Origin of the sequence: Photorhabdus viridis, from assembly GCF_040256935.1 — a bacterium.
GTDB lineage: Bacteria > Pseudomonadota > Gammaproteobacteria > Enterobacterales > Enterobacteriaceae > Photorhabdus > Photorhabdus viridis.
Genome location: NZ_JBEJZY010000023.1, coordinates 18927 through 35389, shown reverse-complemented (window position 1 = coordinate 35389; position 16463 = coordinate 18927). Strand labels below are relative to the sequence as shown.

At 46.5% G+C, this 16463-nt stretch carries 21 protein-coding genes; all 21 read right to left on the bottom strand.

Annotation, left to right across the window (positions count from 1 at the left end):
• Positions 1 to 885, bottom strand: a complete 885-nt coding sequence (locus ABR397_RS11585; protein WP_350305885.1) for a phage tail protein — start codon at positions 883 to 885, stop codon at positions 1 to 3.
• Positions 885 to 3437 carry a phage tail tape measure protein gene (locus tag ABR397_RS11580; RefSeq protein ID WP_350305884.1) on the bottom strand — a complete coding sequence of 851 codons (2553 nt, stop codon included), beginning with the start codon at positions 3435 to 3437 and terminating at the stop codon, positions 885 to 887. Before ABR397_RS11580 ends, ABR397_RS11585 begins: the two co-directional genes overlap by 1 nt.
• 3 nt (positions 3438 to 3440) lie before the next feature.
• Entirely contained in the window at positions 3441 to 3560 is a 120-nt protein-coding gene (locus ABR397_RS11575) for a GpE family phage tail protein (RefSeq protein ID WP_088776128.1), read from the bottom strand.
• Entirely contained in the window at positions 3520 to 3846 is a 327-nt protein-coding gene (locus tag ABR397_RS11570; RefSeq protein ID WP_011147612.1) for a phage tail assembly protein, read from the bottom strand. The genes ABR397_RS11575 and ABR397_RS11570 overlap by 41 nt, the downstream gene beginning before the upstream one ends.
• 257 nt (positions 3847 to 4103) lie before the next feature.
• Positions 4104 to 4628 (bottom strand): phage major tail tube protein, encoded by a 525-nt coding sequence (locus ABR397_RS11565; protein WP_350305883.1) that lies wholly within the window; start codon positions 4626 to 4628, stop codon positions 4104 to 4106.
• A complete protein-coding gene (locus ABR397_RS11560) occupies positions 4628 to 6055 on the bottom strand; it encodes a phage tail sheath subtilisin-like domain-containing protein (RefSeq protein WP_350305882.1) in 1428 nt (475 codons plus the stop codon). Before ABR397_RS11560 ends, ABR397_RS11565 begins: the two co-directional genes overlap by 1 nt.
• Positions 6045 to 6257: a hypothetical protein gene (locus tag ABR397_RS11555; RefSeq protein ID WP_214085399.1), complete on the bottom strand. Its 213-nt coding sequence runs from the start codon at positions 6255 to 6257 to the stop codon at positions 6045 to 6047. Before ABR397_RS11555 ends, ABR397_RS11560 begins: the two co-directional genes overlap by 11 nt.
• Complete coding sequence (locus ABR397_RS11550) at positions 6254 to 6721, bottom strand: Gp37 family protein (RefSeq protein WP_350305881.1); 468 nt, start codon at positions 6719 to 6721, stop codon at positions 6254 to 6256. Before ABR397_RS11550 ends, ABR397_RS11555 begins: the two co-directional genes overlap by 4 nt.
• Positions 6721 to 7158, bottom strand: a complete 438-nt coding sequence (locus tag ABR397_RS11545; RefSeq protein WP_041380252.1) for a gp436 family protein — start codon at positions 7156 to 7158, stop codon at positions 6721 to 6723. The genes ABR397_RS11550 and ABR397_RS11545 overlap by 1 nt, the downstream gene beginning before the upstream one ends.
• Position 7159: 1 nt before the next feature.
• On the bottom strand, positions 7160 to 7510 hold the full coding sequence (locus ABR397_RS11540; RefSeq protein WP_350305880.1) for a DUF2190 family protein: 351 nt from the start codon (positions 7508 to 7510) through the stop codon (positions 7160 to 7162).
• A gap of 13 nt (positions 7511 to 7523) precedes the next feature.
• Positions 7524 to 8459, bottom strand: coding sequence for a major capsid protein (locus ABR397_RS11535; protein WP_350305879.1), 936 nt, complete (start codon positions 8457 to 8459; stop codon positions 7524 to 7526).
• 31 nt (positions 8460 to 8490) lie between these two features.
• Positions 8491 to 9585: a peptidase gene (locus ABR397_RS11530; protein ID WP_350305878.1), complete on the bottom strand. Its 1095-nt coding sequence runs from the start codon at positions 9583 to 9585 to the stop codon at positions 8491 to 8493.
• A 203-nt stretch (positions 9586 to 9788) separates the two neighbouring features.
• A complete protein-coding gene (locus ABR397_RS11525) occupies positions 9789 to 10238 on the bottom strand; it encodes a phage virion morphogenesis protein (RefSeq protein ID WP_350305877.1) in 450 nt (149 codons plus the stop codon).
• Positions 10231 to 11061 (bottom strand): phage head morphogenesis protein, encoded by an 831-nt coding sequence (locus ABR397_RS11520; protein WP_214085403.1) that lies wholly within the window; start codon positions 11059 to 11061, stop codon positions 10231 to 10233. Before ABR397_RS11520 ends, ABR397_RS11525 begins: the two co-directional genes overlap by 8 nt.
• A complete protein-coding gene (locus ABR397_RS11515; RefSeq protein WP_350305876.1) occupies positions 11042 to 12535 on the bottom strand; it encodes a DUF935 domain-containing protein in 1494 nt (497 codons plus the stop codon). The genes ABR397_RS11520 and ABR397_RS11515 overlap by 20 nt, the downstream gene beginning before the upstream one ends.
• Entirely contained in the window at positions 12535 to 14058 is a 1524-nt protein-coding gene (locus tag ABR397_RS11510) for a hypothetical protein (protein ID WP_350305875.1), read from the bottom strand. Before ABR397_RS11510 ends, ABR397_RS11515 begins: the two co-directional genes overlap by 1 nt.
• A complete protein-coding gene (locus ABR397_RS11505; RefSeq protein ID WP_214085406.1) occupies positions 14055 to 14600 on the bottom strand; it encodes a DUF3486 family protein in 546 nt (181 codons plus the stop codon). Before ABR397_RS11505 ends, ABR397_RS11510 begins: the two co-directional genes overlap by 4 nt.
• Positions 14600 to 14911 carry a hypothetical protein gene (locus ABR397_RS11500; RefSeq protein WP_112896738.1) on the bottom strand — a complete coding sequence of 104 codons (312 nt, stop codon included), beginning with the start codon at positions 14909 to 14911 and terminating at the stop codon, positions 14600 to 14602. Before ABR397_RS11500 ends, ABR397_RS11505 begins: the two co-directional genes overlap by 1 nt.
• Complete coding sequence (locus ABR397_RS11495) at positions 14904 to 15236, bottom strand: hypothetical protein (RefSeq protein ID WP_011147627.1); 333 nt, start codon at positions 15234 to 15236, stop codon at positions 14904 to 14906. Before ABR397_RS11495 ends, ABR397_RS11500 begins: the two co-directional genes overlap by 8 nt.
• Entirely contained in the window at positions 15233 to 15856 is a 624-nt protein-coding gene (locus tag ABR397_RS11490) for a hypothetical protein (RefSeq protein WP_350305874.1), read from the bottom strand. The genes ABR397_RS11495 and ABR397_RS11490 overlap by 4 nt, the downstream gene beginning before the upstream one ends.
• Positions 15846 to 16463 carry a transglycosylase SLT domain-containing protein gene (locus tag ABR397_RS11485; protein ID WP_350305873.1) on the bottom strand — a complete coding sequence of 206 codons (618 nt, stop codon included), beginning with the start codon at positions 16461 to 16463 and terminating at the stop codon, positions 15846 to 15848. The genes ABR397_RS11490 and ABR397_RS11485 overlap by 11 nt, the downstream gene beginning before the upstream one ends.

Genomic DNA, 16463 nt, shown 5'->3' with positions numbered 1-16463 from the left:
TCAAAGCGCCCTTGTGGTAATTTGCGCGGCCATCTTACTGAGCGCGGGTGATATTGATGTAAATGTTGAACTTGCCGATTCAAGTTGAGCTGATACAGAATCTAATGCAGCTGAGATATTACTGTTATCTGCACGGCTTAATGACGATTGAGCATTGTTAACAAATGTTACTGTTTGCCCCGTTGCTCTGGTCAATTGAATTGCATCTGGTAATGAGTCACCGAGTGATTGAAAAGCCGGATAGCTTTTCCCTAATGGACCAGCAATATTGTTGAGTCCGGTAAGAAGACCTGGTACGCGGGTTAACGCTACAGTCGGGTTGTCTTTCATCTTCTGTGTAATACGTACCGCACTGACCGTCGTTTGCAGTGCTGATTGTGCTTGTTTGGCATAATTCACTCCATCCCTGACTTTTTTAGCCATACCTGATGGTTTCGGTATTGCATTAGACAACGCCTTTGTATTCGGGACATGAGATTTAATGGCAGGCGGTTTCAGTGGTTTTTTAGGATCACCGATATATTCACGTAATGTCACCGAGGCATTGAGGGCAAATATATTACCTACTGAATCCGTTTGTTCACTGGAGGCTGTCACATCAGTAATAACAAACCAGCCACGGTAATCACCATTTCCGAATATTAGCGCGAGTGCTTGATGTTTCCGCATTGCTTCACGCAGCCGATTCAATTCAATATCCGGTGCACAATAATGTTGATGAAAGACCAAGCTAATTTGAATTTCATCCAGTTTCTCACCTACGAACTGCAAGCCGGGCTTACCTTGAATTCGGGCATGTTCGGCATAATCAACACCAAACGTTACATCAAAACCATCCCAATATGTGATTAGCTCAAATTCAATATCACCTAATACAGCAAACATTATCCGTACCTCCGGCGTTCTCTCTGAATAACAATACGCTCCAGCAGTTTTTCTAATTCACGCATACTCAGGTTTAAGGCTTGACTAATATCGGGTATAGCCGTTTGTTGTTTATCACCAATGTATATTTGCGGGGCGAAAGAGATAGAAAAACCATTATTGCTGTTGCTGGCATCTTTATAACCTGTTCGTTTAATTGGATTGCCCAACATTATCTCAGGAGGTGAGATTTGTGGGACATCGGGGGTCATTCCCTCAGTCAGACGCTGAGTGGCACGAGCAGCCAACGGCATAGTGCGATCAATACCAACAACCGCACCTTGCACAATATTATCGCCAAATCCCATAAATACTCGACTGGGGGATTGAATACCCAACGCTTCTTTAAACCAGCTAGAAACTTTGCCACCAAAGTTTTTAATGGTGCCCTTAGCCGTGGTCAGCATATTAGAAATACCATTAACCAATCCATTAACGATATTTTTACCAAAGTCAGTAAAATTATCGGGCATATCCATGCCAAACCATTTCATAACGTCAGCGAATGTTTTATAGAACAATCCCAATGGCGACCAATTTAAAATTAATTTACTGACCTCAAATATTCCGCCATCAAACGCATTAGTAATGTCATTCCATCGAGCTGTAAACCAACCTTTGACGTTAGACCAAATATTTTTGATTCCCTGCCATCCCATTTGGAAAGCGAATTTTACTAAGACCAAAAGCCGTTTAAAGAAATTACTGATGGGCTTCCAATAGCGATAGATAAGATAAGCGGCCACTGCAATACCAGTGATGATCAATCCGATAGGATTCATTAATAATGCGCGTCCAATCCACAAAATAGCTCTGCCAGCTAACATTAAGCCCTTATAGAGAGCACTACCGAGGATTCTACCCAACCAGAGAGCTGCTCCGGCTATTTTTCCCAAGATGTTTGCAACGACGCTGAATCTGCCGACACTACCGATAGCCATTCGAAACAGTAACCACCGTGTGCGCATTAACATTGCGCCTTTCCAGATATCAGTTATAGGGGAAAGCAAAAGATTAAGACCTAATCTGACACCGATTGAAGCTGCTTTGAATGCCAAGAACCCGCCGACCAGCGTGACAACATTGCTGATAAGTTCAGGATTAGCGGCCAGCCATTTTCCGGTCTTGTCCATCAATGGAATAAAGGTTTCGGCTAACTGTATTAATGCTGGACGCAGCGACTGACCAATGCTAATAGCCGAATCATTAAACTCAATTTGAGTACGCCGCCACTGTGCTTCTAAGGTATCGTTTTGTTTATCAAAGTCGGTATCAACAGATTTTTGTGCCGAATCAGTCCCCATGCCTGTTTTGATACGCTGATAATCGCCCCAACGTTGCCGCATGGCCAAGAGATGGTTGACTGTCTGTACGTCGGTGAAAATAGAGGATAACCCGAAGGATTCCATGAGCATACGCTGTGCATCTTCATCACCTCTGGCTCCCGCTTTTTTCCACTCTTTCATGAGATCAGCGCCTTTACTCTTGATAAATCGGTCTGCGATCATGATTGAGGCTTCATATTGTGAGTACCCCGAAGAAACATATCTGCTCATTGAGGTTTGATAATCGACGTCAGCTTCAGCGTATCTTTTGGCAATATCACCACGTCCCATTGAAGCTAGCCAGTTCCTCATATTGGTAGCTGCTTCACCTTCCGTTCCTGCGCCTTCACGGCCAACTTCCAAGCTGGCAATAATCTGTGAAACTGCCTCCTGACCATATATTCCCTTACCAGCAAATTGCTGCGCCATTTCTGGAAAGTATTGGGCGAGATCTTTTAATTCAAAACGACCCGATTTAGTACCGAAAACGGCTCGGTTAAAGGCTTCCTTGAGCGCTTGATCACCTTCAATTTTCAGGGACTCAAAGGACAGAGCCATTTTGGCTAAGTCATTAATATTAGCTTTGGATGCCGTGGCGACGTGGCCCAATAATCCACTCATATCGGTCGATTTCATGGGAGATTTTCCGGCGGCAACCAATGTACCAATACCTTCCAGCAGAGTTTCTTGTAATTGGTTTGTTTGCTTGGCGTTCTGGCGCAAGATGATTCCGATTTTTTGCTCTTCTTTCGGAGACAGATTGCCAGTGACAGCTATGTCCCTTAATCCTGATTCAAAAGAGGCATACTTTGTGACGGACTGAACAACGGGAGAGGATAACGTGTGAGTTAATGCATAGGTTTCGGCTCCCTGTGCATATAGCGCCATACGATTCGCTTTGGCTGCATCACTCATGCTAGCCGCAGACTGTAAGCGCTGTTGCTGGCGGTTCAACTGTTCCAGCGTTCGACTGATGCGTTGTAGATCCGCATTCAAACGCTGGGCACTACGGGAACCAAGTTGACCGTAACGTTCAACAGCACGGTTCAGTGCCTGCTGTCGGTTCTCCAGCTGGCGAGTCGTTTCTCCCAGTGTTCCTAGAGTACGACGTGTACCAGACATGGCAGAACTGAACGCACTACTAATGGCCCCACCAATAATGACACCAATGGAAAATTCTGTTGACACGAATTAACCGCCTCCATTCTCGCGTTTGATTTGGGTGTTGGCCTCATTCAACCAACATTCAAATTCATCCAGCGCCAGATTATCAATCTCGCTCGGCTGGAACCGGAACCATCGTGCCAACATCGCCGATGCTTGCCACACTGTTTTTATTTCCCTGATCCAATCCGATAACTTGCTGAAATCGTTTCTGTAATGCCAGATAATCAGCAACATCCATCTGTTCGATATCTTCTGGTAACAATCCTGTCGAACGTGCTATCAAAATATCATCCCAGTCAGTAGGATTTTCGCTGGCTCGCCGGGCAGCCTTGATATCTTTAACTTTCAAACGTGATAACTGAAGCTCTTCAATGCGAACACCAGCAGCCGTGGTATAGGGAAATTGAAGATGGTAAGTCGTGGTTGACATGATGATACTCCTCTGTAAGTTTCATTCAGTATCATCCATGTATGGAAACGGAAATATTAAAGGGGATTAAAGAAGAAAGGGGCTGATGCCCCCGTCATTAGTGAATGCGAAAGCCTTTACAGTTACGAAAAAAGTCTATCAGATATTCTTTCCCTTTCTCTGAACCGATATCGGAAAACCAACCTTCCGGAGGAGTCTACTTATCAATCAAGTCGGCAAGCTTTCTGGCTTTGGCGCGGATGCAGTCATTATTTAGTTTAACCTCCAATATTGATGCGATAATCAGTCATTTGATCAATGCCGCCAACACGGAAGATATTGGCCAGATAATCCAGTTCTAACAGCTCCTCACCATCCAGTACCTGCTTAATGTAAGTACTGGTAAAGCTACTGGAAAAATCAGCATTTTCATGTTGTTTAAATGTGCCCAGCGGATTCTTCTTAAATAAAATGGTCAGATATGTCACCAATGGCACTTCATCAATGCGCCCCTGTGAACTGAATTTCTGGACGCTGGAACGGCACTGCAATGCCAGAGACTTATAGGGATTGGCAGCAGATAACATGGCGTCACGGTAGAAACTGTTCCACTTGATCTCGCCTTCCAGCTTATCGAAGCCTGCTGGTAGTTCCACCTTACCGACCATCCCCAGCGCCTTATGCTCCTGCATGGTCATGGAAACGTCTGGCAGTTTCACTTCTTCAGCCCGTCCCAACAGGTTATTGCCGTCAATATAAATATTGGCGTTGGTGATGCGGTTAATCTCTATTTTTCCGGCCATTAATTATTTCCCTTTAAATTCAGCAAATACTCAGAGGTAATTTCGGTCTCAAATGTCAGCCGTTCCAGTGGTGGTGGCGGTGTGTACTTATAACTGAGTAACAGATGACCTGATGCCAGCTCCGTTTCTTCGTTATGGGTCGGATCAAACCAGCATTTGAATCCCAACAAAGCGCCATCAGCAATCAATTTACGACCATAGGCATTCACAGATTCTGTCAGGGCATCTATCAGCGCTGGCGTGATCGGCATATCGATATATTGCTGACTAAAGTAACGCAGGGATTCATTAATCACGTCGCCCGTTCTGCGCACGTTCTCGAAGTTACGCATGTGTGTCACAGTTGGCCACGCGGCGGTACGGTTGCCCCATAAGCGCAAACCAGAGCCATAATTATTGAACACTGTAGTAATCCCTTGTTCATTGAGCTGGTTCACTTCACTTTGTGGATCGTCAATTATGGCGGATAGCTGGCGCTCAATACCTGTGATCCCTATAATTTCTTGATTGGAGGATGACCACCAAAAACCTTTGTCTGCATCAATCTTGGCACGCAGCCCTGCTGCACGAGATGACAAGGGTTCCAGGCGCTCGCTATTGCTTTCCGCATCATAGACTTTGACGTGTGGGTAACACAGCCGGACACGATCAGAACTGGTATTAAAATTGATTGTGCCAGACGGGCCGCGGCCACTGATAGCCTGAACAAAAGTGGTGCCTATCGGGGCATCAATATAGGTCATGGCACCCAATTTAGTTGCAAGGGCAATCAGTTCTGTTGTCACACTTAGCTGGGTACAGTAGACAGGAGCCAGCAAAATCTTGGCAAAGAACCCATACAGGTTATAAGTATCATTCAGTAACTTCATACCTGTACGGTTACCCGCTGCACTGATGCTGCCAATAATGTCAGCAGGCGTCACTAATGTAGGATCGGCAAAGTCATAGCTGGCAATTACGGTTGCACCCGCAGCAATGTTTTTACCGATATTCTTGAGGCTGCCTGTTTGAGCATCCAAAGAATAATCTTGCCCTTCTACATAAGGGGCACTACCAGAGGTGGATTTTAGTAAGACATTACTGACCACGGGATTAGCCAGTTTCGCTGTTCCTGTGGTTTTATCAAAGCTAATGCTTTCACTGGCAACATTAGCTTTATGCACCTCAGGATCAAGAACGTTAATGACCAGCACAGTTCCCGCCCCATGATCATAAATAGCATCCAGTGCTTGTGGGATGGTAAAACCATTCATTTGAGTACCAAATTGAGCGGCATCTTTTTCTGACAGACAAAGTGTCACTGCATTTACTGGCCCTATCGGTGCAGTACCAATTAAGCCGATCACGGCGGATTTCACTGTCTTGACGGGACGTGAGCCTTTTTCGACTTCGATAGTTTCGACGCCATGCAAATAATTAGCGGCCATCAGTGGCCTCCTCAGACTTTTCTTTTTTCTTCAGGAGATTTTTTTGCTGTTCTGACAGTGGATGAAGATATCGCAGCGCGATCAATGTCTTCACATAATCATGCTGCTCCGGTAAATCAACAGTTTTTTCTGACCAGAGCAAAACTTCAGTGCCATCAGCTAAAGTGATGCCGCTTGCTGGGCCTGTATAGAGGTATTTCATTGTTCAGTTCCCTCATAATTGATTTGGGCTAACGGCGAACCATTCGGTAACTCACCGTCTTCGATAAATACACTTTCAGTCGCAAAATCCAGCGTGTATTGCCACAAACCAGCTATCTCACCGAGAAATGTATCCCGTACCAGCCAACATTTTCGTTGGCAGTTCGGTGGTTGGAATCCGCCGAGAACCCGGCGTACATCATCTAATGTGGCAACGGCACCGTGACGTCCATTAAGCTGACGAAAAACTATGGTGGCATTGAGCATGACAGTTTGTGTCTGCAATACCGCCCCAACATCTTCAGGCTTGTCGAAGCGAGAACCGGGATAGCTGATTAAAATGGCTCCCACCGGATGGTTCAGCCTGAATTCAGTTGGCCTTTCAGGGAAATACTCCACCTGTAAGCCAGGTAGTTTTTCTCTTAGCCTCATGATAATGGCATCAATGATCGGAGAAACATCCATCAGTATTTCTCCAACATTCCTTTACTCCCTCCAAAGGTGGGACGACGCGCCCGAACACGAAACTCCCCCGGTTCAGGGGCATCTTTTCCTGTGGAAAGCAGGCCCAGTGTTAGTTTGGCATCTCGGATGTCAGCCAGTTGGCGCAAAACAATTTTGTAATCATCTATCACGGCTTCAGGAATAGAACCTTCTGGACGGCGGGCATACAGCCGATAGCGTGTTAACGTAATGGCGGCATCACGTAATACCGTGGGAACTTCCGCCAGAGGCAGGATATAACGTCCACGTAAATGGGCATCGATGAGTTCATCGGCATAGCGAATGGCACTGTTAACCACAGGCTCATTGATCGTTTGAGCATTAGGCTCTTCGTTAGACAGCCATATCAATGATTGCGTTGGTATCTGCTCTTGCAAGTCTTTCAATGAGCAATACATGTCATATGCCACGTAAGATACGAATGATATTACCTGCCGCTGTGGCATCATCCAGCGCAAACCCGACAGATGTGCCGGCAGCATTTTCAGCCGAACTCAGTGGTACTGCACAGGCATCCTTATCCGACTGTACGACTTGCCCACGGGTTATTGGCCCACCAGCTTCAACAGCAATAATGCCCAAGACATTAACTGGAACGACATCACCAGCCTTCGCATCCACCTCTGCTATACCAAGTGCAACGGTTCCAGCCTGACACGGTGCATTATCAGTACTAACTAAACGATGCTGGATGATGTTCGCACTGGCGATAATTGTTGTCGTCAATACGGATTGTTGTGTTACTGCCATGATGATGTCTCCCTTACTTCACAATATTGGTAATCAGATAGCCGGCATCACCGCCAACAACCGCAACTTTATAAATATCGGTGTAACGGCAGTAATTCACCTTGCCGCCAACGCCCGGATATTTATCCGCTACAGGCATTCCTTTGCGGCGAAATGTATAGCCAAAGGAGGGTTCATATTCATCAGCGCTTTCTGCTCCTGCCTGCGGAGGTGATACGTAATGCAACATCAAATTATCAGCCCAGATATCAACGGGATTTTCTTTAATACTTGGGGTAGAAACAGGTTCACCAACGACAACGTTTTGGATTTGGAAAAGGTCTTTGAGTATTTCTATTGTGATACGTTTACGTTCGTTGGCTCCAATAGCTGCCTGAATTTCAGGATGAAATTTTAACAGTGACATCACGCTAGCCCCCATTGTCATGAGGTTTGGACGTACACCAATGGCAGTACGAACAGCATCAATTCCAGCTTCAATGACTTTGATTGGATTACCTTTGCCACCAGCCCAACGTTCATTAGCTGTCAGACTCTTCACCGAGTCACTAAGATAAACTTCAGGGTCTTGTGCCAATCGAGCTGCATACAGTTCACGCTTGAGATTCACGCCATTGGTGGAACGACGGATTGCCTTTGCTTCTTCATTAAATAAAGATTCTGATTTCTCACGATAATCAACAGGTGCAGCTAGATCATGTTCGTTGAGCACGATATCTAACGAAGAGCCTTTCTCACGGATCAAAACGTTACTGTTGGCACCAACGGCACGCGTGGTGTCATATTCCACAAAAGCACTTTTGCCAAATGTCGGCACACTAGCACCTTCTTTCTCCATTTCGACAATGGGAAAAATATGTTCACCAATAAACACCGCATTTTTATAGCCACGCGCCACGCTGGTTAGCACAGGGTCAACAATACGTTTGCCTTTCAAATAATCAGACATTTATTTCTCCTCAATAGTTACGTCCGTAGTGTTACAGGCAGCGGGTAACGGCTACGTCGTAACTGATACCTTCTTTCTTCGCCAGAGAGATGGCTTTTTGATGCAACGCCAGACGTTCAGGATCTGCATCAGAAAACTCAGCAATATCTGATGATGTGTTTTGGTCAACCCGGTCTTTTGTTGCATGTTCACCAAAATCAATAATAGGCTGGGTAGAACTCAGCAGATCTTTAAACGCAGTAGCCAATGGTTTTTTCACATCACCTTCAGCAAACTCGACAGGGGAATCTCCTTGGGTTACAGCGTCCAGCAAGGCGACCACGACAGATTGAGCAGCAGGTGCCAATCTGCCGTCTGCGATCAGCTTTTCGGCAAATGCCACGTTTCCGGCATGTTGCTCAGTTTGTTTGCGCTTTGCGTCGGCAGCATCACGGGCAGTAAGCTGTTCTTTCAGGCGAGTGTTTTCATCTTTGAGCGCCTTTTTTTCTTCATTTGTCACGATGTTTTCCTCATGTTGATGTGTGTTATTGGGTTCATGAAAGGCAGGAGCAGGCTGAACCGTGCTATAAGCTTCTTCACGTAATGAATCCACTTGCCAAGAAGGAAGCGCTTTGTCTGCTTCATCCATACCGAATTTACTAATCAAAAATTCTCGCAAACGCCCCCAAAGTGAGGCGTTGGTGATATCACTCCAATCAGAGAACTCCACAACACCATATTCTTGTTCGCTGAATTCAACCTGTTTCAATCCTTTAATGGCGGGTGGCTTCGCCCCCAAAAAGCCGACATGACGCAAATAGAGCACGCCGGGTTTAGGGTTGTTTGGGGAATCAGGTAAATAGAAAGAAGCAGAAATTTTTTTATAGCGGCCTGCATCGACCAATTCAGCGAACTGAACATCAACCTGTTGAGGCTCCGCAATTAAGTCATCACCGGAAGATGTCAGCGATTTAACCCAACCATAGGCGGGCAAATTGTCTTTTGGATGCCCAATCACAATCGGTGCTTCATGCAACGATGAGTCATAAGCCTTTGCACAAGCTTGCAAATCTGCGGGGCTGAACGGCAATTGTTTGCCATTCATATCGGTATGTGTACCGGATTTGAAAATGTGAAGTGATTTCATTTCACTGCCTCTATTACGTTAATAGAGGCAGTTTCTCCATAATCAGAAAAAACGACTTTTAATCTGCTTTAGAAAAGACTTCGGAAGGAAATAAAAAAGTGGAGAACTGCATGCAATTAGATACCGAAAATTTGAGTCTGTAAACGCTTTATAAAGTTTTTTGCGGATGACAATGATAAATCACCCGCATAGCGAGGCAACGTTTAACGGTGTGCCGCTGATTCAAGATGTCGTTGAATGGTACTTAATACGGCTCTTTCTGCTTCTGGTGATAATTCGCCTTGTTCTGTTACGGGCAGATAAGGCCGGGCTGGTAACAATACAGATTGATCGCGGCCAGCTTTACCTCCCAATTGATGAATACGCCCGTAGACTAAGTTTGTACCGACAACTGCCGTGTGAGCATCATATCGGGTACTGACTGAACGCATCAAACGAGCAGTTTTTTGCAGTGTCTGACCACCACGTTCCTTTGCCGCCACAGAGGGTATCCATGCCGGGCGTCCTCCAGTTTCAAAGTTAAAATCGGTTTCTGTTGACAATGTTCCAGCAATTTTACGCATGGCAAGTGTCAGATCATTAGTAGCCAATTCTAATGCCCGCAGTCCACGTCTTAGGTCTCCATCATTAATGGTGATAGTGATATTACTCATTCTGTCCTCTCAGTTCGCGGCGGGCCAGTCCAGATAGCTCCCCCTGATATCTGGCCAAATCGGGACGATATGCTGCCCCCGGCGAATATGACCAACCTACATCAGTCGCCACTTTTGTTATGCCGGTGTTGAATGTAACAACGGGCTGTATCTCACCTGTTTTTTGTGAAACCAATTTCAACTCCCAGCCCATTGCTTTACCTGAATGCATAACTTTTATCCCTCTGGCACGAACATCATCATGACTGAGGGCAATCACACTGCAACGGCAACGCCAGCCATTAGGAGGATAGAAGGCTTGCCAAAATGGGTCGTCAGAGCGAAATACCAAACCATGCAATGCGAGATGGCTCTTGCGTGTATGGTTATCGTTGATCCCTGTATACATCCAGTACGGTCGGTCATCAATATTTTCCATTTGTTCGGCCCAACGGCCTGCACTGTACAGCACCGACATGTTGGTACGAAAGATAGTATCAAGGCGCCACGGACTACCTTGCTGAACAGTGACACGCTCCCCTGTAACGGGGTCATCGGTCTCTTTCGTTCCCCACCACCCCTTACGTTTTAATGTTGGCTCCAGCTCCTGACGAAACCAACGATCAGTCTTGCCTTCATCCAGTGCCTGTTGTAGCGCCTGGCGAATATCTTCCAGAATATCCAGACGCGTGACTTTCGCCACCGTGAATGCACGGGCATGAGTCTCTTGCCAAAGTTCTTCCCAATCCCACGTTATCTTGTAACCCTTAGATTGCAGATAACCAATGGCTCGCTTGGGAGGTAATGTCATGCAATACGCCAGTTCAGGCGTGGTTATGCTCATGCAAGCGCCCCCAGATGTTAGACACAAACAAAACCCGTGCTAGCCGCTCTTGCAAACCCTCTGCGTCCATTTGTGGATAAAGCTCGGCTAACTCCCCTATTAGATCGCTGGGATTAACACCGTTTTGAACACGATGGAACAAAGGAAGCAGCAGAGACTCCAATGATTCATTCAATGATCCTTCATTCATCAAAATATCCAGTGCTTCATCTAAGGTGTCTTGTGCTGCTAAATCTGCGTGAACAGCTTCAGAGAACGCCAGTGGGAGGGATGGAATAGTCGTGGTTGACAAGGTTGTTTCATCAATATCCCCATCCTGCAATTGATATTCGCGTTTCCAGTATTGCGGAGTAAATCTGACACCAGCCTGACTCAACTTAACATCACGATTAGCCTGTGTTTCATCAACCGATTGCTGCTCCCAAAGACGATAGACCGGACATTCAACGTTACCGAAGTTCAGTTCTACAACCCAGCGTATAGCCTGATTGATGGCACTGGTGATAACGTCAGCATCAGCATCACGAATATCATCCGTTACCTCTAATCCCGCTTGTGCAGAGGCTTTATTGCTGTTTGCTTCGGTTGTTTGGTTTTGTCCCAGTAACGCAATAGAGATCTCACTGCGAGCAACGGTAATTAAGTTCTGGTAAATATCACTGCTGTCTGATTTACCTGCTGCCTCTTTAATCTCAACGGAGGAATCATCAGGAATGGCGGCAACTGCATCATCAATCATCGCTTCCATCGAATCCAATAACAGATCAATTTCACTTTGTGGCGTACCTCGTGGATGTTTTCCAATCACCCACGGTGAACCATACTTCTCAGCAAAGCGTACCCAAAACTTCATGCCGCCTTTCTTAAAGGTGACGGGCCAGAAGCACATGGATAAATCTGGAAATCCATAAGGGTTGTCATAAGTAGCATCTTGACGTGGTGTTACAAATTTATAGAGAGGAACCCGTTCTCCTTCTACGCCTGCATCACGGGCACGAAAACGCAGTTGGTTATCACGGTCATAATGGAACCAGTCAGGCGGTTTGCTAACAATATCCGTCACTGACCATGATTGATGCTGACTCCACATCAATTCACAAGGCTGATAGCCGTACAGAACCGCTTCATGCATTTCGCCAATGATACGTGACATATCCAAGTCCGCGAGCATGTCACGGATAAAGTTGAAGACTTGCACAGGGGCATTGCTGCGTTCTACACCACGCTCCAGTGCTTTCACTCCGGCCTTGCGGCGGCGAATACATCCACCAACTAAAGGATCAGTACGTAATTCACGATAGATACGAATATCCCGCCCTTGGGCTTTGAGAATAGCATCAGGGTTAGGTAGATATGTGCCCAGACTGTAGAAGTCAATGGAACGGCTACGCGATGCAATTTGTTCAGTGAACGACTGCTTTGATTCGGAAAAGTTAATAAATTCTGTTGGTGAAACCCAGATACCACGAGCCATTAGTATCCCTCCAGCATACGTGCAGACTGACGGCGTCGGCGGGAACTTGCCTTCACCGGACCTTTGTTAATTTCACGGCTGGCGAAGTACGCTAGGGCAAGGGCTATCGCTGCATCACCGTGGCGCTTGCCGCCGTCCGCTTTTGCTTTTGAGCGCTGCTCAGGTACACGGGGAACACCGTTAATGACCTGTACTGCTCTCAGGTCATCCAAAGTGTCTTCATCCTTTGGCAGTGCCTCCAGATCGCCGTCTTCCAGCGCAGCCTTCACCGGGGGCATATTGTCACGATACCAACCTTCGGTGAGCATGACTTGCTGAACACGGCTGATGCCATATTTTTGCACGGCATATTCGGCCAGATAAGCACCGTTACCACGGGCATCAAAGGCTGCACCCAGCAGATTAGGAAGTCCATCCATTAGATACCAAGTGATTTGCTCCTGTTGTTTAAATGGCACGTTGCGCAGCTCCAGAACAAACGGCACTCTGCGTACCAGATTTTTTTGTTGCAGCAATGGATAATCCACGGACAAATCACCACTGCGGCCAAAATCGCGTCCCAGAAACGAACGAGCATCAGAAGGCAATGCATCCAACAACGGTTTCAGGTTGGCTTTTAGCCACTCTTCGGTATCTGTGCGGCGTATTTCATCGGATTTAAGCTCATATCCTTTCGGACAAGTCAGTCGCAGCAGTGGCGTATCGGGAGACATCCGAGATTCAATCAGAGCGCGGGACAACCATGCTCCACCACCATTAGCAGGAATACAGTCCAATTCTTCTGATGCTCCAGCTCCGTAGAACTTGTACACCGACATCATCCACTGTTGTTCAGCCTCTTGTGACCATTCACGTCCGGTACGTAAGCAGACACGGTGAAATAGTCCTTCAGCCACAGCTTTCTTAAAGGTCATACGGTGGATAACGCCGTCCCTGCGTCCTGCCCGGATATCGTTCAGCAACTCATTAAACAAGTTGCTATCCCCGTTATGGGTGGAGATCACTCGCACTTTACCGCCCCAGATAAGCATGGCTAGTGCCGCTTTCAGTAATTCATCGAGCTGTTCGTGGAAAGCAGCTTCATCAATGACAATGATCCCCTGACGGCCACGCAAGTTAGACGGACGGCTAGAAAGCGCCACTACACGGAATCCAGAATCTGGAAATTTGATAGTGAAAGTTTTGATGTGCTTATCATCTTCGTCTTCTTCCCAGAACCCTTCTTCAATTTCACTAGCCGCATAGTTGAAAGCACGAGCCCACATTGCACAGGCTTGAATATATTCAATGGTCATATCTTGGTTATAGGCGATGTAATACACATTCATACCACCCGCCGCGGCAGAAGATGCGGCGATGAGTACATTATCTGACGCTTCAGCCCAAGTAATTCCCGTTCGACGACTCTTCTCATTGACTTTAAAAGAAGACGAGTCGGCCACCCATCGTTGCTGGTATGGCAATAAGACGACAGGTGCTGCTATTGAGGAAGTATCTGGTAGAACAGGTGCAAGCTGACTCATGTAGCAATTCCCAATATTTCCCGACGTAATGCAGCAACTGCTTCGGCAGATAATCCACCTTTGCGTGCAATTTTCTCTGCATTACTTGCAGCAGCTTCAGTCCGTGCCCGGACTTCAGATTGGAATTTTTTCAGATTCACGCTAGCACGAGAAAGTGTAGCTACGTTTTTTGCCACCGTTGAAAGCAGTGTGACACGCTCTTTTGGCGCAATCTCTCCGTTTTCAGCTTCCTGAAGTTGAATAATACTTTCAAAAAGTTCAGTCTGAATTAAAGCAATCACAGCCTCAGAACGTGCATCTTGATCATCCACGGCACCTTCTGTGAGCATCCGTGCTGCTTCTGTTGCTGCCCGTATTGCACCGTATCGCTTTTCTATTTTTTGACCATAACGGTGAATAGCAGACTTACTGATTACATAACCTTGATCACGCAGCAAGATTTCGAGTTCCTGGTATCCACTAAATCCTGATTCAGTCAAAGCCCGCTCCAACCAGCGCCGGACATCTTCAGGGAGTTTATCGATTGTGCTTCGACGCGCCATTATTCACTCCAGTACTTTTCAGGGCGAGCAATACCAAGGCCGCATTCAACCGTATATTCAACAACATCAACACCAATACGAGTTAAGTCAGCAAACCAGCTACCCGATGGCTGTTTATTGAGGTCAATTAATTTACGGTCTGCCAGATAATCCAATTCCTTCCGTAATTCCAATGCAGTGACGTCAGGATAAATCGCGCGAGATATATCCAATAACAGCGTTTCACTGGCGGTATATGGGCGGGTTTTATTCAGTGCGACCAATAGACTCCAACGCAATGATTCACGACGAACACGAGCAACATCAATCATTTTTACCTCCGGCAATTCGGTGCTGCTGCACCATCTCTAATTTGCTGTAAAGCGCATCCAGCTTGGCTTCAATTACTGTTTGACCACGAATATAATCTTCACGGCGCACGTAATTCAGCGGCAAGTCAGCCTTAAACTGCATAAACTCACGTTCGAGCTGAGACCAATTGTCTACGGAATTTTTAAGCGCCTGCTCTAACGAGGCGTGTCTTTCCTCCTGTCGCTCTTCGGCTTTGCTGAATAACCACTTTGCGATACCAAAAACGAAACCAAGGAAAGAGAGCAGAAAACCTACGGCAGCCCAAAATTCAATCTGTAGTGTCATTGTTGTAATCCTTCGATGTAATCCAGCAGGCCATTGACCTGCGCTTTCAATGCAAGACACTGTTCTCCGTTGTCGATGATATTGGCAAGGATATCTCGTTGTGTGATACCGGATGGCCGTAGTTGGGCATCAGAGCTTTCATTTCCACGGAACGTTTCATCAGCGCCGGAGGTAACGGAGGCAGAGTGAGTTTGTTCACTGGACAGGCCGAGGGCGGCGTTGTATTGCTGCATGAAGCCACGAGTAAACACACAACTAACAGGATGAAACTGTTGTTTTTCATCCATCCAACTCTGGGTAACATGGTCAATTTTCCTCTTCAGTTGTTGGTTCTGAGTGCGGAGTTGTTCAATATCGTTGAGATAATTAGCTTCTGCCTGATGCGCTGAGTTGACCTGCATTTGGTAACGTTGCTGCAAGGCATTGAGTGCTGCCAGTTCCTGTTCTGTCCGTCGCTTTTCCAGCAGAAGAAATTCGGTTTTCTGCTGTGCTAATGCGGTGTTTCCTGTCTCCGTTGCTTTCTGAAAGCCTATGGTATGACCTCTCCAGTGAGCCAAAGCGAACATACCAATTAGCAACAAAATCAATACAACAGGTTTAGCCCATAATTTAATTGGCACAGCTGGTACCTCCCCAAGCCAAATAACGAGGCGCGAGTTCCAGTAATATGCGGTTGGAATAATGTCGATTTTCTTTCCATGCTGACGCTCTACGTCCAGCATTCTGAGATTCAACATGACCGAACCAGACCCACGGATTGAGACCAACTGCCTCGGTTTTCTTCTTATCCCGTAGTAACCAGTCTAAGCCCCCATTATAGGAAGACAGCGCCATCGCCATTCTCTGGCACTTATCGGCAGCTTTAATGCGTTGCCATAGCCAATGGTCATAGTGAACCATCGCCCGTATAGACCAGACTGGGTTGAAGGGATCTTTATTGGATAATTCAGGAATGCGTTGACTAATCCAATCCGCTGTTGCGGGCATAAACTGGGCCATACCCTGAGCACCAATAGGCGAAATAGCTCGTGATTTCCAGTCACTCTCCTGATGCAACTGAGCGGCAAAATCAGCTACAGGCGCATTCAATCCCCAGATCACACGAGAAGCACGTATTAAGTCATTGCGGTATTGCCGCGAACGGTGTGGTAGTTCGTCAGCCAATGCTGGGCTGACCATACCACTACACCACAACAGAACAATTCCGATAATCTGCCGCCAATTCAT

What these genes read in the sequence shown, in the direction of transcription:
- ABR397_RS11585 (WP_350305885.1), bottom strand. Translation starts at nt 885, where the DNA reads ATGTTTGCTGTATTAGGTGATATTGAATTTGAGCTAATCACATATTGG.
- ABR397_RS11575 (WP_088776128.1), bottom strand. Translation starts at nt 3,560, where the DNA reads ATGTTGGCACGATGGTTCCGGTTCCAGCCGAGCGAGATTGATAATCTG.
- ABR397_RS11570 (WP_011147612.1), bottom strand. Translation starts at nt 3,846, where the DNA reads ATGTCAACCACGACTTACCATCTTCAATTTCCCTATACCACGGCTGCT.
- ABR397_RS11565 (WP_350305883.1), bottom strand. Translation starts at nt 4,628, where the DNA reads ATGGCCGGAAAAATAGAGATTAACCGCATCACCAACGCCAATATTTAT.
- ABR397_RS11560 (WP_350305882.1), bottom strand. Translation starts at nt 6,055, where the DNA reads ATGGCCGCTAATTATTTGCATGGCGTCGAAACTATCGAAGTCGAAAAA.
- ABR397_RS11555 (WP_214085399.1), bottom strand. Translation starts at nt 6,257, where the DNA reads ATGAAATACCTCTATACAGGCCCAGCAAGCGGCATCACTTTAGCTGAT.
- ABR397_RS11550 (WP_350305881.1), bottom strand. Translation starts at nt 6,721, where the DNA reads ATGGATGTTTCTCCGATCATTGATGCCATTATCATGAGGCTAAGAGAA.
- ABR397_RS11545 (WP_041380252.1), bottom strand. Translation starts at nt 7,158, where the DNA reads ATGTATTGCTCATTGAAAGACTTGCAAGAGCAGATACCAACGCAATCA.
- ABR397_RS11540 (WP_350305880.1), bottom strand. Translation starts at nt 7,510, where the DNA reads ATGGCAGTAACACAACAATCCGTATTGACGACAACAATTATCGCCAGT.
- ABR397_RS11535 (WP_350305879.1), bottom strand. Translation starts at nt 8,459, where the DNA reads ATGTCTGATTATTTGAAAGGCAAACGTATTGTTGACCCTGTGCTAACC.
- ABR397_RS11530 (WP_350305878.1), bottom strand. Translation starts at nt 9,585, where the DNA reads ATGAAATCACTTCACATTTTCAAATCCGGTACACATACCGATATGAAT.
- ABR397_RS11525 (WP_350305877.1), bottom strand. Translation starts at nt 10,238, where the DNA reads ATGAGTAATATCACTATCACCATTAATGATGGAGACCTAAGACGTGGA.
- ABR397_RS11520 (WP_214085403.1), bottom strand. Translation starts at nt 11,061, where the DNA reads ATGAGCATAACCACGCCTGAACTGGCGTATTGCATGACATTACCTCCC.
- ABR397_RS11515 (WP_350305876.1), bottom strand. Translation starts at nt 12,535, where the DNA reads ATGGCTCGTGGTATCTGGGTTTCACCAACAGAATTTATTAACTTTTCC.
- ABR397_RS11510 (WP_350305875.1), bottom strand. Translation starts at nt 14,058, where the DNA reads ATGAGTCAGCTTGCACCTGTTCTACCAGATACTTCCTCAATAGCAGCA.
- ABR397_RS11505 (WP_214085406.1), bottom strand. Translation starts at nt 14,600, where the DNA reads ATGGCGCGTCGAAGCACAATCGATAAACTCCCTGAAGATGTCCGGCGC.
- ABR397_RS11500 (WP_112896738.1), bottom strand. Translation starts at nt 14,911, where the DNA reads ATGATTGATGTTGCTCGTGTTCGTCGTGAATCATTGCGTTGGAGTCTA.
- ABR397_RS11495 (WP_011147627.1), bottom strand. Translation starts at nt 15,236, where the DNA reads ATGACACTACAGATTGAATTTTGGGCTGCCGTAGGTTTTCTGCTCTCT.
- ABR397_RS11485 (WP_350305873.1), bottom strand. Translation starts at nt 16,463, where the DNA reads ATGAATTGGCGGCAGATTATCGGAATTGTTCTGTTGTGGTGTAGTGGT.